Here is a 14,107-nt window from a genome sequence, read left to right as displayed (position 1 = left end):
GCAGTGTCTTATTTTCTATTCTTCTTTTTTGGATTACAGGTTTTGCAAAAGTCACCCAGTTTATCCAGCTCTTCCAGCGACCACTTCATCCACTTATCAATTTCCGAATCGAGCGTACCGTTGAAAGTATCGCTTTCCACTTGCGAAAGCAGTTTTGCATGCTCGGCATACGCCTGTTCATGCAGTTCCGAGGGGCCTTTTGTTAGCATCGTTTTGCGTTCCTCGAAAAACTTTTTGCGGAGATTACGCGCCTGAATTTCGTACAGATTAAAGATCAGTTGCTGATAGCGTAATAAACGTGCTGTGGCTTCTTCCGTCCCGTCGTCAATGTACGAAGCGTCTTTTTGAAAGTGGCACGATACATTTTCATTCATGTTACGGTTCATTACCATATTCAAACTGCCGGTTTCGTATTCTACGGAAAAACTTCCCGAGGCTGTTTGCATTTGCCCGCTGTTGGGCGCTTTGGCCTGAAAATCGCTTTTTTGAAGTTGATAGTCGGCCGACCACTCAATGATATTCTGAGCGCTGACAGCGACGGATAAGAGGAGTGTTATCGATAAAAGAAGAATTGTTTTTGTCATAGTATAAGCATCTTATTTAGCTTCAACCGTAATTTTTTTGATTCATTGTAACCGATAATCTATTCGATCATTTTCAGGAAATCGTCCTCGCTGATCATTGGAATACCCAGCTTCTCCACTTTTTCAAGTTTACTGGGGCCTACATTACTTCCGGCGAGCAAATAACTTGTTTTTTTGGAGATGGAGCCCACATTTTTTCCTCCGTTTTGCTCAATTAGTTTTTTAAGCTCGTCGCGCGAGTGTTGCTCGAAAGTACCCGAAATAACTATGCTCAAACCTTCCAGTTTGTTGGTTTGTCCTTCCAGCTGGTCTTCGCTGATTGCAAACTGAAGTCCGTATTCTTTCAAATGTTGGATAAACTGCAGGTGTTCTTCGTTCGAAAACCATTCCACTACACTTTCGGCAATGCGGTCGCCAATTTCATCAATTTCTACCAGCTGTTCCTTTGTTTGCTGCTGAATATTTTCAATGGTATGCAGCTTTTTTACCAGCGTTTTTGCTACTGTTTCACCAACAAAACGAATTCCCAGCGCAAATAGTACCCGCTCGAACGGAACTTGTTTTGATGCTTCCAAACCATCAAGAATTCGTTGGGCCGATTTATCCGCCATTCGTTCCAAGTTTAGCAGTTGCGCCTTTTGTAGTTGGTACAGTTGAGTGATGTTTTTAGCCAGACCTTCGTTGTAAAGCAACTCAATGGTTTCCTGACCGATGCCGTCAATATCCATTGCTTTCCGGCTTACAAAATGCTCCATCTTGCCTTTTATTTGTGGCGGGCAGGCATCTTCATTCGGACAATAATGGGCGGCTTCACCTTCTTTTCGTATCAGCTTTGTGCCGCACTCGGGGCATGATTCAATAAACTGCACCGGCTGAAACATCGGATGTCGTTTGGCCGGATCAACACCTGTAATTTTTGGAATGATCTCGCCACCTTTTTCCACGAAAACAGTATCGTCGATATGCAAATCCAGGTTGCTGATAATATCGGCATTGTGCAGCGACGCCCGTTTTACAATAGTTCCGGCAATAAGCACCGGCTCGAGATTGGCCACCGGTGTAACGGCGCCCGTTCGTCCAACCTGGTACGAAACCGATTTTAGGATGGTGGCAACACTTTCGGCCTTAAATTTATAGGCAATCGCCCAACGCGGCGACTTGGCCGTAAAACCAAGGTTGTTTTGCAGTTTGCGCGAATTCAGTTTAATTACAATTCCGTCGGTAGCAACCGGCAGGTTAAACCGTTCGGTATCCCACTTTTCTATGAAGGAGAAAACTTCATCAATGTTTTTGCAAAGTTGAGTATGCTCTGAAATTTTAAAACCCCATTCGCGTGCTTTTTGCAGGCTTTCGTAATGGCCGTCTTCCGGTAAATTTTCGCCAAGCACATAATACAGGTAGGCATCCAGTTTTCGCGAGGCAACTATTGACGAGTTTTTCATTTTCAGTGTTCCGGCAGCAGTGTTTCTTGGATTAGCCAATAAGGGTTCGCCGGATTTTTCCAATTCCACATTCAGGTTGTTGAAAGCATCGAATGGCATCACAATTTCGCCACGAATCTCAAAACTTTCCGGAAAATCATTTCCGCGTAATTTTAGCGGCACCGATTGAATGGTGCGTACATTGGTTGTTACATCGTCGCCTTTTACGCCGTCGCCACGGGTTACGGCACGCACCAATTCTCCATTTTCGTAAATGAGGCTAATGGATGAACCATCAAATTTTAGTTCGCACGCATACTCATAATCGTTGGTGCCGATAATTTTCTGAATGCGGCTGTCGAAATCCTTTAGCTCGTCCTGCGAGTAGGCATTCGACAACGACAACATCGTGTACTTGTGTGTAACCTGCTGAAAGTCGGAGCTTAAATCGCTTCCCACGCGCTGTGTTGGCGAATTAGGATCATTAATATTGTATTGTTTTTCAAGGCGCTCCAGCTCTTTCATCTTCATATCAAAATCAAAATCGCTGATTGATGGTTGCGCTAAAACGTAGTATTTATAGTTGTGTTCGGCCAGTTCGGCCTGCAAATCTTTAATTTGTTGTAAATCCTGTTCGCTGCTCATTCGTACACTAATTGTAAATGTTTCAAGATGATTTTTCAAAGATAATTTGTTGGACGAAACAAGCATAAAATTTTACATGCCAAATTTCGATTAATCCCTAAATCCTGTAAAGGGGACTTGGTCATAATCCCCTTTAGAGGTTGAGGGTAAAACAATCCAGCGATTAAACAATTTTAGGTAGAAATTCTTTATGTAGTAAAAGGAAATACAATTATGGCATTTACACTCGAAATAGGAAAAAAGGCAATCGGTTTTGATCTTCCGGCAACCGACGGGAACAGCTATTCATTGGAAAGTTTTAAGGACTCGAAATATCTGGTGGTGTTTTTTACCTGCAATCACTGCCCCTACGTGATAAACAGCGACGAAGTTACCCGTAGAACGGCTGAGCGTTTTAAACCGCTGGGTGTTGAGTTTGTCGGAATTAACTCGAACAGCAAGAATACTTACGAAGAGGATGATTTCGATCACATGGTAGCGCGCATGAAGGAACACCAGTTTCCGTGGAAATATTTGTACGACGAATCGCAGGAAATTGCATTGGCGTACGGTGCGTTGCGAACACCACATTTTTATGTGTTTAACGAAAACCGTGAGCTGGTTTATACCGGAAGGGGAGTTGACAGTCCGCGTGATGCCTCAAAAATTACCGTTAACGATTTGGCGAATGCGCTGGAAGAACTAACCAGTGGTAAAAAGATTTCTGTTCCGGTTACCAACCCGATTGGCTGCAACGTAAAATGGGATGGCAAAGAAAAACACTGGATGCCCGCTGATGCCTGTGATTTGGTATGGTAATAAGAGTTACTGGCTGCGAGCTGCGAGTTTCTAGTCGTAGTTTCAGTTCTCAGTTGGTAATTGTACAATTTAACAGTTTAACAATTTTGCAATTTTCTTTTACCACAGAGTTGCGCAGAGAAGACACGGAGTTTCACAGAGAAAGTCGCAGTCTCAGTTTTCAGTGCTAGTTTACAATTTAACAGTTTTACAATTTATCAATCCTGGTAATCTCACTGTCTCAAAGTCTCAGTGCTCAATTAAAATCCATCTTTCTTAAAAGCTTGTTAATAACTCCCTTTTTCATCCCACATCATTCCTTGTATATTTGCAGCACTTATGATTGTTTGTATTGCAGAGAAACCGAGTGTTGCCAAAGAAATTGCCCAGGTAATTGGGGCAGGTTCGCGAAGAGATGGTTATTACGAAGGAAACGGTTACCAGGTAACCTGGACCTTTGGCCATTTTTGTACCTTGTGGCCGCCCGAGGATTACGATTCGAAGTGGAAACGCTGGGATCTGCAAACACTGCCCATGTTGCCCAAACGTTTTGAGACCAAGGTGATGACAGGCGATGGCGGAGTAACCAAACAATTTAATACCATTAAAAGCTTATTGGATAAGGCTGAACAGGTGATTAACTGTGGTGATGCCGGCCAGGAAGGGGAACTTATTCAGCGCTGGGTGATGAAAGAGGCCGGTTACAAAGGCGAAGTGAAACGTTTGTGGATTTCATCGCTGACGAACGAAGCCATTAAAACCGGATTTCAGAAGCTGGTACCGGCCGAAAAATTTGATAACCTGTATTACGCCGGAAGCTCACGGGCTATTGGCGACTGGTTGCTGGGAATGAACGCCACACGTTTATACACCCTGAAATACGGTGGTTATAAGCAGGTTTTGTCTATCGGGCGGGTGCAAACGCCAACACTTGCGATGCTGGTAACGCGCCATTATGAAATCGAGAATTTTAAACCTGAACCCTACTGGGAGTTGCAAACCACCTATCGCGACACGGTTTTTAGCAATACCGAAGGAAAGTTTTTCAAAAAGGAAGACGGTGAAAAACTGCTGAACCAGGTGTTGGGTAAGGACCTGTACATTACCGACGTTGAAAAGAAAGACGGCCAGGAATATGCTCCAAAACTTTTCGACCTCACCAGTTTGCAGGTACATTGTAATACTCGCTTTGGATTAACGGCTGATGAAACCCTAAAAACCGTGCAACGATTGTATGAAATGAAAGTGGTTACCTATCCGCGTGTTGATACCACTTTTTTGCCCAACGATCAGTACCCAAAAATTCCCGGGATTTTAATGGGACTAAAAAGTTATAGCGAGCTGGCGCAGCCCTTGCTGGCGAAAAAAATCCGAAAATCGACAAAAGTTTTTAACGATAAAAAAGTTACCGATCACCATGCCATTATTCCAACCGGAGAGGAGAAGTTGCTGGGTGGTAACGAGAAAAAGGTTTACGATGCCATAGCACGACGTTTTTTAGCCGCGTTTTACCCCGATTGTAAAGTGGCCAAAACACAGGTAAAGGCCGAAGTTGATACGGTGCAATTTGTAGCTACCGGAAAACTAATTCTGCAACCCGGGTGGCGTGTTGTTTTTCAGGATGAAAATAGCAAAAGTGGTGATGGCGACACGATTCTTCCGGCATTTGAAAAAGGAGAACACGGTCCGCACGAACCATCGTTTACAGAAAAGGAAACCAAACCGCCGCGTTATTATACCGAAGCATCGTTGTTGCGTGCCATGGAAACGGCCGGTAAAAATGTGGATGACGATGAACTGCGCGACCTGATGAAAGCCAACGGTATTGGTCGTCCATCTACACGTGCAGCAATTATCGAGACTTTATTCCGACGCAAATACATCGAGCGACAGAAGAAGCAGATTCACCCAACCAAAATGGGAATTCAACTGATTGATACCATTCAGAATGAATTGCTAAAATCGGCCGAACTAACCGGCCAATGGGAGAAGCGACTGCGTGAAATTGAGCAAGGTGAATACAATGCCTCGAAGTTTATTTACGATATGAAACGTATGGTTTACGATCTGGTTGTTGAAGTAATGCGCGATCGTAGCTCGGTGAAACTGGCCGCGCCGGAACCGGAAAAGAAGGCAAAAGGCAAAAGTAAAAAGTCAAAAGGGCAAAAGGCAGTTGATACAGGCAGTGAAGAAATGACTTGTCCGAAATGCAGGGAAGGAAAAGTGCTGAAAGGCAATAATGCATATGGTTGTAACCGTTGGAAAGAAGGTTGTAATTTTAGGCTGCCATTTGTTTTTATGGAGAAAAAGCTCACCGACAAACAGGTTGAGCGTTTGCTGAACAAAGGAGCTACCACAAAACTGAAAGGTTTTAAGATGGGGGATAAAAAAGTAGACGGTATTTTGCAGCTGACCTCGGATTGTAATGTTGAGTTTATGGATAAATCTTCAGCAGAAAAGAAAGCCGTTGATTCAACGCCCAAATGCCCAAAGTGCGGCGGTACAATACTAAAAGGCAAAACGGCCTACGGTTGCAGCAACTGGAAAGAGGGCTGCGATTTTAAATTCAGCTTCGATGCCATTCGCGAAAAAGCTGCCGGACGCAAACTAACAAAGGAGCTGGTACTGGAAATAATTCAGAGCTAGATTACAGACCTTCCTCTTTTAGCAGCTGCTCAAAATATGCAATCGTTTTTATTAAACCCTCTCGAAGTGGAATTGTTGGTTCCCAGCCATTCAGTTTCTTTTTTGCCAACGTAATATCCGGTTGACGTTGTGTCGGGTCATCTTGTGGCAATGGCAAGTGAACGATTTTTGATTTCGATCCTGTAAGGTCAATAATTTCACTGGTCAGTTCGAGCATGGTAAATTCACCCGGATTGCCAATGTTTACCGGCCCGATAAAATCATCGTCGGTTTTCATCATACGGATCATGCCTTCAATCAAATCGCTTACATACTGAAAGCTTCGGGTTTGTTGTCCGTCGCCAAAAATGGTAATGTCTTTACCTTTCAGCGCCTGTACAATAAAGTTCGAAACAACGCGCCCGTCATCTGGTTCCATTTTAGGGCCATAGGTATTAAAAATGCGGATGATCTTGATCAAAACGTCGTTCTGTACATGGTAATTCACAAACAACGATTCGGCACAACGTTTCCCTTCATCGTAACACGAGCGCACTCCAATGGGATTAACGTGTCCCCAATATTCTTCGTTTTGAGGATGAACATCGGGAACTCCATAAACTTCGCTGGTTGATGCCTGCAGAATTTTGGCTTTTATACGTTTGGCCAACCCAAGCATATTTACGGCGCCCATCACCGAAGTTTTGATGGTTTTTATCGGATTGTACTGATACTGAACTGGTGACGCCGGGCAAGCCAGGTTGTAAATTTCATCTACTTCGATGTAAAAAGGCTGTGTAATATCGTGCCGTACCAGCTCGAAGTATGGATTGTCAAGCAAGTGAATGATCTTTTGCTTTTTGCCCGTAAAATAGTTATCGAGGCAAATTACCTCGTTGCCATCGTTTAACAGCCTTTCGCAAAGGTGAGATCCAACAAATCCTGCTCCTCCGGTTACCAAAATTCGCTTCATATCGTTTATTTTGTTTTTCTACCGATCGCAAAATATTCAAATCCAAGTTCTGCCAGTTCTTCGGGATCGTAAATATTTCGTCCGTCGAAAATGATTTTACTCTTCAACAGCTTCTCCATAACGCGGAAATTCGGCAGCCTGAATTCTGACCACTCGGTAACTAAAATTAATGCATCAGCGTCAATTAATGCATCGTATTCATCTTTTGCGTAAGAGATTTTATCACCCAGAATTCGTTCTGCTTCGTGCATGGCAACCGGGTCGTAACCAGCAACAGAAGCTCCGGCTTCCAGTAATTTCTCTATAATTACCAAAGATGGTGCTTCACGCATATCGTCGGTTTTGGGTTTAAACGACAGCCCCCACAGGGCAAATTTTTTGCCTTTCAGGTCACCTTCAAAACGTTTGTAAAGCTTGTTGAACAATACCTCTTTTTGACGATAATTTACTTTCTCAACAGCTTTTAACACATCAAGCGAATAGTTAAACTCATCGGCAGTGCGTATTAAAGCCTGCACGTCTTTTGGAAAACACGAACCGCCGTAACCGGTTCCCGGGTAGATGAATTTGTTCCCGATACGCGGATCAGAACCAATTCCGCGACGCACATTGTCAACATCGGCGCCAACAAGCTCGCAAAGATTGGCAATGTCGTTTATAAAACTGATTTTTGTTGCCAGCATCGAGTTGGCGGCGTATTTCGTCATTTCCGACGAGGTGATATCCATAAATAAAATCGGATGTCCGTTCAGTACAAAAGGTTTGTATAAACGCTGCATCACTTTTTGTGCCCGTTTCGATTCTGTACCGATCACAATACGGTCGGGTTTCAGAAAATCGTTAACCGCACTTCCTTCTTTCAGAAATTCAGGGTTTGAAGCCACATCAAACGGTATTTTCTCGCCTCGTTTTTCCAACTCTTCCAAAATGGCCTGCTTAACTTTTACAGAGGTGCCAACCGGTACCGTACTTTTTGTTACCACAACCAGGTAGTGGTCCATGTTTTTACCAATCTCGCGTGCCACACCCAAAACATATTTCAGGTCGGCACTGCCATCTTCATCCGGCGGTGTACCCACGGCAATAAAAACTGCGTCGGCATCTTTTATACTGGCACCCAGGTCGGTGGTAAATTCCAGGCGACCTTTCTCAACATTTTTTTTGTAAATGTCTTCCAAACCCGGCTCGTAAATGGGGATAATACCGTTATTTAGTTTCTCAATTTTTGTCTCGTCGATGTCAACACAGGCAACATTAACACCGGTTTCTGCAATACATGTTCCCGAAACCAATCCTACATAACCTGTTCCTACTACCGAAATTTTCATAGCTGATTTATCTTTTTTGAAATGGATCTATTTAAGCGTGTAAACAATAATGAGTTTGTCATTATCGGGCATAATTTATCCGTTACAACTGTTTTAATAATACGGAATAAAGATAATTGATTTCCTTAGAAACAATCAATGATTGTAATTAGAATCCGCATCTCCGGCCGTTTTTAGTGTATGAATTTTTACAGAACGGCGATTAGAAAAGCTACGGTGAGTCTCTTGATTTCAAAATCAAATATGCAAAAGAGGTGGTATTGAACTTTTGACAATAAATAATGTTGTTTTAGTAACTTTACTAAAAATCAACTGGCTTTGTGAAATTCTTTATTTCAGCCATATTAGTCTGTTCTATCTTTTCGTTTCAGTTTTCTGAACTATTGGTTTTGGCATCGTTTAAAATCAACCAGGAATATATTGCAAAAAATCTGTGTATTGAAAAGGATGTGGAAGGATCAACCTGCGAGGGGTGTTGCCAGCTGAAAAAGAGAATGCATGAACAGGAAGAGCAGAAAAGGGAACTACCACCACAACAGACTGAAAAGCAGAATATTGATTTTTGTGTTCAAACCACTGAGTTAATTTGTAGGGTATACTCAAATAGTGAAAACCTGAGATTTAAATTCTTATTAAAATATTCATTTCTAAAGTCTTTTAAGGTCTTTCACCCTCCAAAATATTCCGTTTAAATACCGCCCCAAACGATAATTTTAATAGTAATAAATCATTTTGGAATGAGAAAGATCTTTTATAATTCCGGAATCAGAATGGTGTATTTACTGGTATTTATGTTGCTGGTACACTCTTCCTATTCGCAGGAAAAAACAATACAAATAATTGATTCTAAAACGAAAACCGGAATTCCTGATGTTCACTATCAATACAACGAAACGAGGGGATTTTCGGATAAGAACGGAAATATCGTTTTACAGGTTGAAGTGGGGGCAGAATTGTTCTTGTCGCATTTGCAATATGGGAAAGTCGTATTTAGTCCTGAAGAACTGGAAAAGTTAGCAAACGACGGAGTTATTCGATTGGTTCAGTCATCCAACTATTTGCCCGCGACGGTGGTTTTGGTGCACCCAACGGCCGGCGACAAACGAAAAATGGAATTCACCGTGCAAAACAAACTGGCACACGATGCCGGTGATTTGCTGGAATCGGTGGCATCAATATCTACTATTCGTAAAAGTGGTGCTTATGGATTTGATCCGGTACTTCGTGGGTTTAAATACGACCAGATTAACCTGGTTTTGGATGGAAGTCAAACGGCTTCGGCGGCTTGTCCAAACCGGATGGATCCGGCTGCCAGCCAAATTCCTATAAATATGATCGCCGAAGCAGAAGTGCTAAAAGGTCCACACAGTTTGCGTTACGGAAATGCCTTTGGCGGAACCATAAATTTTAAAAGTTCTTCGCCCGATTTTAAGGAAAAAGCAAGGCCTGTTGGGCGCGTGGGAACAAGCTACGAGAGCAACGGAAATATTTTTAGAACCGAAGGAGTGGCCGGAGTTTCAGGCTCAAAAGTAGATTTCCGGATGTTTGGTGCTTATTCCACCGGCGATGATTATACCGATGGCGATGGCGTGGATATTGCGGCGCGTTTTAACCGGCTGAACTGGGGAGGAAAACTTGGGGTAAAACTCAGTCAAACCCAAAATATTGGAGTGCTGGTTTCAAACAATATTGCCAAAGATGTTGATTTTCCGGCCTTACCAATGGATTTACGCGAAGACAATACCTGGCTGGTAAACGCCAGTCATTCTGCCGTTTTTTATGATAAAGCACTTGGCTCGTGGAATACCAGTGTGTACGGAACGATGGTCGATCACCTGATGGATAACTACCATAAAATTATCGATCCGCGAAAGGTGGATGCAATAACCGATGCCGAAACCAGAAATTACGGTGGACGAACAGAATTGCGTTTCGATTTTAATAAAAGCTACCTGTACGCCGGTGCTGATTATCGTTTTGAGTCGGCCGATGGTTATCGTGAGCGCACAATGCTAATGGGGCCAATGGCCGGAAAAGTTTTAACCGATAATGTGTGGCAGGATGCCGAAATAAATCGCACCGGATTATTTGGCGAATGGCACATTGCGCAGCCGGGATTTCAGTTTGTTGTTTCGGGACGTCTCGATATAAATTCGTCAAAAGCCAATAATCCCGATCCGCGTTTTGTGGAAATATATTCCGATCTGGAGTCGTCGCAGGTGCATCCGTCAATTAGTGCAGGCGGAACACGTTTGTTCAGCGAAAATATCTCGCTGGGATTGTGGGTAGGAATGGCCACACGAAGTCCCGGAATTGCTGAGCGTTATATAAATCAGTTTCCGATTGGGCTTGATCCGTATGAAATGGTGGGAAATCCTGATCTTGATCCGGAAATTAACAATCAGCTCGATCTGGTTTTTCGATATCAAACCGAAAAGATTCATATAAATATAAATGTGTTTACCTCGGTTTTGCGCGATTACATTTCGTCTGAAATTCGCGAAGATCTGCAGCCTGCGTTGAGCACTTCGCCGGGGGTACGCCGGTTTATAAATATCAAAAAAGCATTAATGACCGGTTTTGAAGCCAACTGGATTCAGCAATATAGTTCGTTCCTGAGCCACAATTTGGGATTGGTTTATACGCACGGCCAAAATCAGGAGATGGATGAACCACTGCCCGAGATTCCACCGATGGAGTTTCATTATCACTTGATGGGGAATTTTGCAGATGGCAAACTAAAGCCGGAACTGATGTTCAGGCATGCCATGAAACAGGATCGGATTGCAACATCGTACGGCGAAACAGAAACACCGGCTTTTAATGTAGTTGATGCAAAAGTTTTGTGGTTGATGAATAGCGTTTTTACAGCCACCGGTGGTGTGCAAAACTTGTTTGATGAAGCGTATTACGAACATCTGGCGCGATCGGTTCGTGGAGCAGATGCGCGACCCATTTATTCGCCCGGAAGGAGCTTTTATGTAACGCTCACTATTAGTTTCTTATAACTTATATTGTGAAACAAATGAAAAGCTCTTCCCCAAAAGGAAGAGCTTTTCTATTCAAACCAATTATTCAAAGTTATTCGCCGGGAATATTACCAGTATTTTTTCATTATATTCTCCACTTATTTTCGGTGCAAAAAATCAATTGCTGAACTCTTTCTGTGCTGAAACGTTAACAGATGTTAAAATACATAGGGTGATTTTAGATTGTGTTTCGTATCACTTAACGATAAATTTTTATACTTTACCTTTGACTTTTTAACAGGACAGGTTTTAAATACTGCGGTTGAGTAATTAATTTTTAAATTTAACTGACCGTAAAGATTAATTATGATTTTTAATTCTTCGTTTGAAAATATCTACCTGATTTTACCCTTAATTGGCTTTGTTATTGGGCTTTTTGGAACCATGCTTGGAGGAGGTGGAGGCTTTTTCTTTTTGCCTGTGCTTACCTTAATAATTGGCGTGCCCGCGCATACAGCTGTGGCAACTTCGCTGGCTGCAACACTACCAATTGGATTGGTCGGCTCGTGGGGGCACTACCGAAAAGGAAATATCGATACCAACACCGGGGCCTTGTTTGGCATTGCCGGAATTGTTGGAGCTTTGCTGGGAGCACGTATAACAAATTTAATTACGGAGCCGCAATTAAAGCTACTGTTTGGAGTTTATTCCATTTTGATAGCAATAAATATGCTGGTTGCCGGTATAAGAAAATACAAGGAGGCTGAAGACGAAGAACGCAAAGCTAAGCTGAAAGCTGTTCGTATTGGGAAAGGCTCATTTTTTGGCTTAACGGCCGGACTGATTGCCGGAACATTTGGAACCAGCGGAACAGCGCCGATTATTGCCGGATTGTTTTCGATGCGATTACCTGTTAAATTAGTGGTTGGCACATCGTTGCTGGTGGTTTTGGTAAATACCGTATTTGCGGTTGGTGCCCATTTTTTAATAGGCAGTATCGATCTTACTCTAATTGCTTTTCTTACATCAGGTTCAGTAATTGGTGCGTTTTTGGGGCCGCGGCTTTTTGCAAAAGCGAAGATCGGAAAATCGGAGAATAGGGTGAAGTACATATACGCGGCTGTGGTTGCAGCAATCGGTATTTTAATGATAGTAAACAGATAACATGATTTTAACGATATACATATTCATTCTGTCGTATTTCCTGTTGGGTGCAGTTGGATTCTTTTTTATTAACCGGAAAAAGGAAAAAGCAGTGGCCCGAAAAAGCTGGACAAAATTCATTAGCTACTTTATTATTATCCACATTCTGTTTTTTAGCATCACAATAAATCCGGTATTTTTCCAGGTTTTGGTTGGAATAATATTGCTGGCAGGTGCTTTCGAACTTTTACTACTGTTTAAACGGGCAGGATTCGAACATTCAGGTTTTGTATTCGTTTCCATGCTTATTTATACCGTTTTGGGGACAGGACTGTGGTTGTTTGGGGCTATGGATAACAAACTGGTGCTTTTTGCATTTCTGATCTTATCGATATTTGATGCGTTTAGCCAAATCTCGGGACAGTTATGGGGAAAAACAAAAATTGCACCCGAAATCAGCCCCAATAAAACCATTGGAGGAACGGTTGGTGGTGCTTTGTTTGCATTCGCAAGCGGCTTTTTTCTTCACGGATTATACGACAATAAATGGTATGTGGTGGCCGGGCTTACACTCGGAATAATTGTGTTTGCTTTTTTAGGCGACATTGCTGCTTCGTTGTACAAAAGAAAATTCGGAGTAAAAGATTACAGTAATTTGATACCGGGGCACGGAGGATTTCTCGACCGCTTTGACAGTTTAATTTCGGGTGGAGCCTGGGTAACATTTTTTTTTCTGATGATTGGTTCTTAACTTGAGCATTTCAGGAAAGGATAATAACAGTTCGATCAATAAATGAAGTGGTGAAACTTATATAGCGATAACTTTGTTTATTGAAAACGGAGCGGGAATTAGAAGGAAGATAACCAGAGAATAAAATATTTTTATGGGGAACACTATTACGCTGTCAGTAGTATATTTTATTGCAATAATACTGTTACTGGCATTTAACGAACTTAACTACCGACGACTAAAAGTAAAAGGCGAGTTTACACGAAAGTTTGCGCACTTTACCGCCACCATTGCTGTGGTACCCTTTCCATACATTTTTTCAAGTCATTGGTATGTATTTGTGCTGGCGCTCATCTTTTTTGCGGCCTTATTTATTACACAATACAGCAAGCAGCTGAATTCCATTCACGATATCGACCGGAAATCGATTGGTAGTTACCTGTTGCCGGCATCAATTTATCTTACATTTTTACTATCGGATATACTCGATAGTAAATTTATTTTCATCCTGCCAATGCTGATTTTGGGAATCAGCGACCCGATGGCAGCCATTGTAGGAATCAGCTTTAAAACGAACAATCATAAAATAAAAATATTGGGCATCGATACCGGAAAATCAATTTTCGGATCGGGTGCATTTTTACTCACCAGCTTTATTATCAGCTTGCTGGCCCTGTATTTTAATCGAGGTGTTTTCGATTTAAAAACCTTTTATATTGGACTGGCAGTAGCTGTTGTTAGCACACTGGCAGAATTACTCAGTTGGCGCGGGTCCGACAATTTAACCATTCCTCTAGGGGCAGCAGTTACACTTTTACTATTAATGTAAATATGTAAAATGTAGAGGCGATGCTGGTATTTCTGCTAAAAAAGGAGTAATTTGTATATAGTAAAACAGAAAGTAAAGAAAAC

At 42.3% G+C, this 14,107-nt stretch carries 10 protein-coding genes; 6 read left to right on the top strand and 4 right to left on the bottom strand.

What is annotated here, in order from left to right:
• Window positions 1-8: 8 nt before the first annotated feature.
• Together LH29_RS11400 and ligA are read right to left on the bottom strand one after the other, a co-directional pair.
• Window positions 9-584 carry a hypothetical protein gene (locus LH29_RS11400; protein ID WP_045029771.1) on the bottom strand — a complete coding sequence of 192 codons (576 nt, stop codon included), beginning with the start codon at window positions 582-584 and terminating at the stop codon, window positions 9-11.
• 59 nt (window positions 585-643) lie between these two features.
• Entirely contained in the window at window positions 644-2,650 is a 2,007-nt protein-coding gene (gene ligA, locus LH29_RS11395; RefSeq protein WP_045030230.1) for an NAD-dependent DNA ligase LigA, read from the bottom strand.
• Window positions 2,651-2,863: 213 nt separating this feature from the next.
• Here ligA and LH29_RS11390 point away from each other — a divergent pair, with 213 nt between their 5' ends.
• Both LH29_RS11390 and LH29_RS11385 read left to right on the top strand, forming a co-directional pair.
• Window positions 2,864-3,448 (top strand): thioredoxin family protein, encoded by a 585-nt coding sequence (locus LH29_RS11390; RefSeq protein WP_045029769.1) that lies wholly within the window; start codon window positions 2,864-2,866, stop codon window positions 3,446-3,448.
• Window positions 3,449-3,766: 318 nt separating this feature from the next.
• A complete protein-coding gene (locus tag LH29_RS11385; protein ID WP_045029767.1) occupies window positions 3,767-6,073 on the top strand; it encodes a type IA DNA topoisomerase in 2,307 nt (768 codons plus the stop codon).
• 1 nt (window position 6,074) lies between these two features.
• On the opposite strand, the gene LH29_RS11380 is transcribed toward LH29_RS11385, so the two are convergent.
• Together LH29_RS11380 and LH29_RS11375 are read right to left on the bottom strand one after the other, a co-directional pair.
• Window positions 6,075-7,025, bottom strand: a complete 951-nt coding sequence (locus LH29_RS11380; protein WP_045029765.1) for a UDP-glucuronic acid decarboxylase family protein — start codon at window positions 7,023-7,025, stop codon at window positions 6,075-6,077.
• A 5-nt stretch (window positions 7,026-7,030) separates the two neighbouring features.
• Window positions 7,031-8,353, bottom strand: coding sequence for a UDP-glucose dehydrogenase family protein (locus LH29_RS11375; RefSeq protein ID WP_045029762.1), 1,323 nt, complete (start codon window positions 8,351-8,353; stop codon window positions 7,031-7,033).
• A gap of 737 nt (window positions 8,354-9,090) precedes the next feature.
• Here LH29_RS11375 and LH29_RS11365 point away from each other — a divergent pair.
• The 4 genes from LH29_RS11365 to LH29_RS11350 all read left to right on the top strand — a co-directional run bounded on the left by LH29_RS11365 (window position 9,091) and on the right by LH29_RS11350 (window position 14,024).
• Window positions 9,091-11,361 carry a TonB-dependent receptor domain-containing protein gene (locus tag LH29_RS11365; protein WP_045029757.1) on the top strand — a complete coding sequence of 757 codons (2,271 nt, stop codon included), beginning with the start codon at window positions 9,091-9,093 and terminating at the stop codon, window positions 11,359-11,361.
• A gap of 327 nt (window positions 11,362-11,688) precedes the next feature.
• The gene (locus LH29_RS11360) at window positions 11,689-12,486 is read left to right on the top strand and encodes a sulfite exporter TauE/SafE family protein (RefSeq protein WP_045029755.1); all 798 of its coding nucleotides are present in this window, start codon (window positions 11,689-11,691) and stop codon (window positions 12,484-12,486) included.
• Window position 12,487: 1 nt separating this feature from the next.
• Window positions 12,488-13,216 carry a phosphatidate cytidylyltransferase gene (locus LH29_RS11355; RefSeq protein ID WP_045029752.1) on the top strand — a complete coding sequence of 243 codons (729 nt, stop codon included), beginning with the start codon at window positions 12,488-12,490 and terminating at the stop codon, window positions 13,214-13,216.
• Between the two features lie 133 nt (window positions 13,217-13,349).
• A complete protein-coding gene (locus LH29_RS11350; RefSeq protein ID WP_045029751.1) occupies window positions 13,350-14,024 on the top strand; it encodes a diacylglycerol/polyprenol kinase family protein in 675 nt (224 codons plus the stop codon).
• The last annotated feature ends 83 nt before the right edge of the window (window positions 14,025-14,107 follow it).

It is taken from the genome of Draconibacterium sediminis (assembly GCF_000949475.1).
GTDB classification, from domain to species: domain Bacteria; phylum Bacteroidota; class Bacteroidia; order Bacteroidales; family Prolixibacteraceae; genus Draconibacterium; species Draconibacterium sediminis.
The sequence above is the reverse complement of the archived record's forward strand: the minus strand, read 5'-3'. Positions and strand labels throughout refer to the sequence as shown.

Coding starts and splice junctions, on each gene's coding strand:
- LH29_RS11360 (WP_045029755.1), top strand. CDS start 11,689: ATGATTTTTAATTCTTCGTTTGAAAATATCTACCTGATTTTACCCTTA.
- LH29_RS11350 (WP_045029751.1), top strand. CDS start 13,350: ATGGGGAACACTATTACGCTGTCAGTAGTATATTTTATTGCAATAATA.
- LH29_RS11375 (WP_045029762.1), bottom strand. CDS start 8,353: ATGAAAATTTCGGTAGTAGGAACAGGTTATGTAGGATTGGTTTCGGGA.
- LH29_RS11365 (WP_045029757.1), top strand. CDS start 9,091: ATGAGAAAGATCTTTTATAATTCCGGAATCAGAATGGTGTATTTACTG.
- LH29_RS11385 (WP_045029767.1), top strand. CDS start 3,767: ATGATTGTTTGTATTGCAGAGAAACCGAGTGTTGCCAAAGAAATTGCC.
- LH29_RS11380 (WP_045029765.1), bottom strand. CDS start 7,025: ATGAAGCGAATTTTGGTAACCGGAGGAGCAGGATTTGTTGGATCTCAC.
- LH29_RS11400 (WP_045029771.1), bottom strand. CDS start 584: ATGACAAAAACAATTCTTCTTTTATCGATAACACTCCTCTTATCCGTC.
- ligA (WP_045030230.1), bottom strand. CDS start 2,650: ATGAGCAGCGAACAGGATTTACAACAAATTAAAGATTTGCAGGCCGAA.
- LH29_RS11390 (WP_045029769.1), top strand. CDS start 2,864: ATGGCATTTACACTCGAAATAGGAAAAAAGGCAATCGGTTTTGATCTT.
- LH29_RS11355 (WP_045029752.1), top strand. CDS start 12,488: ATGATTTTAACGATATACATATTCATTCTGTCGTATTTCCTGTTGGGT.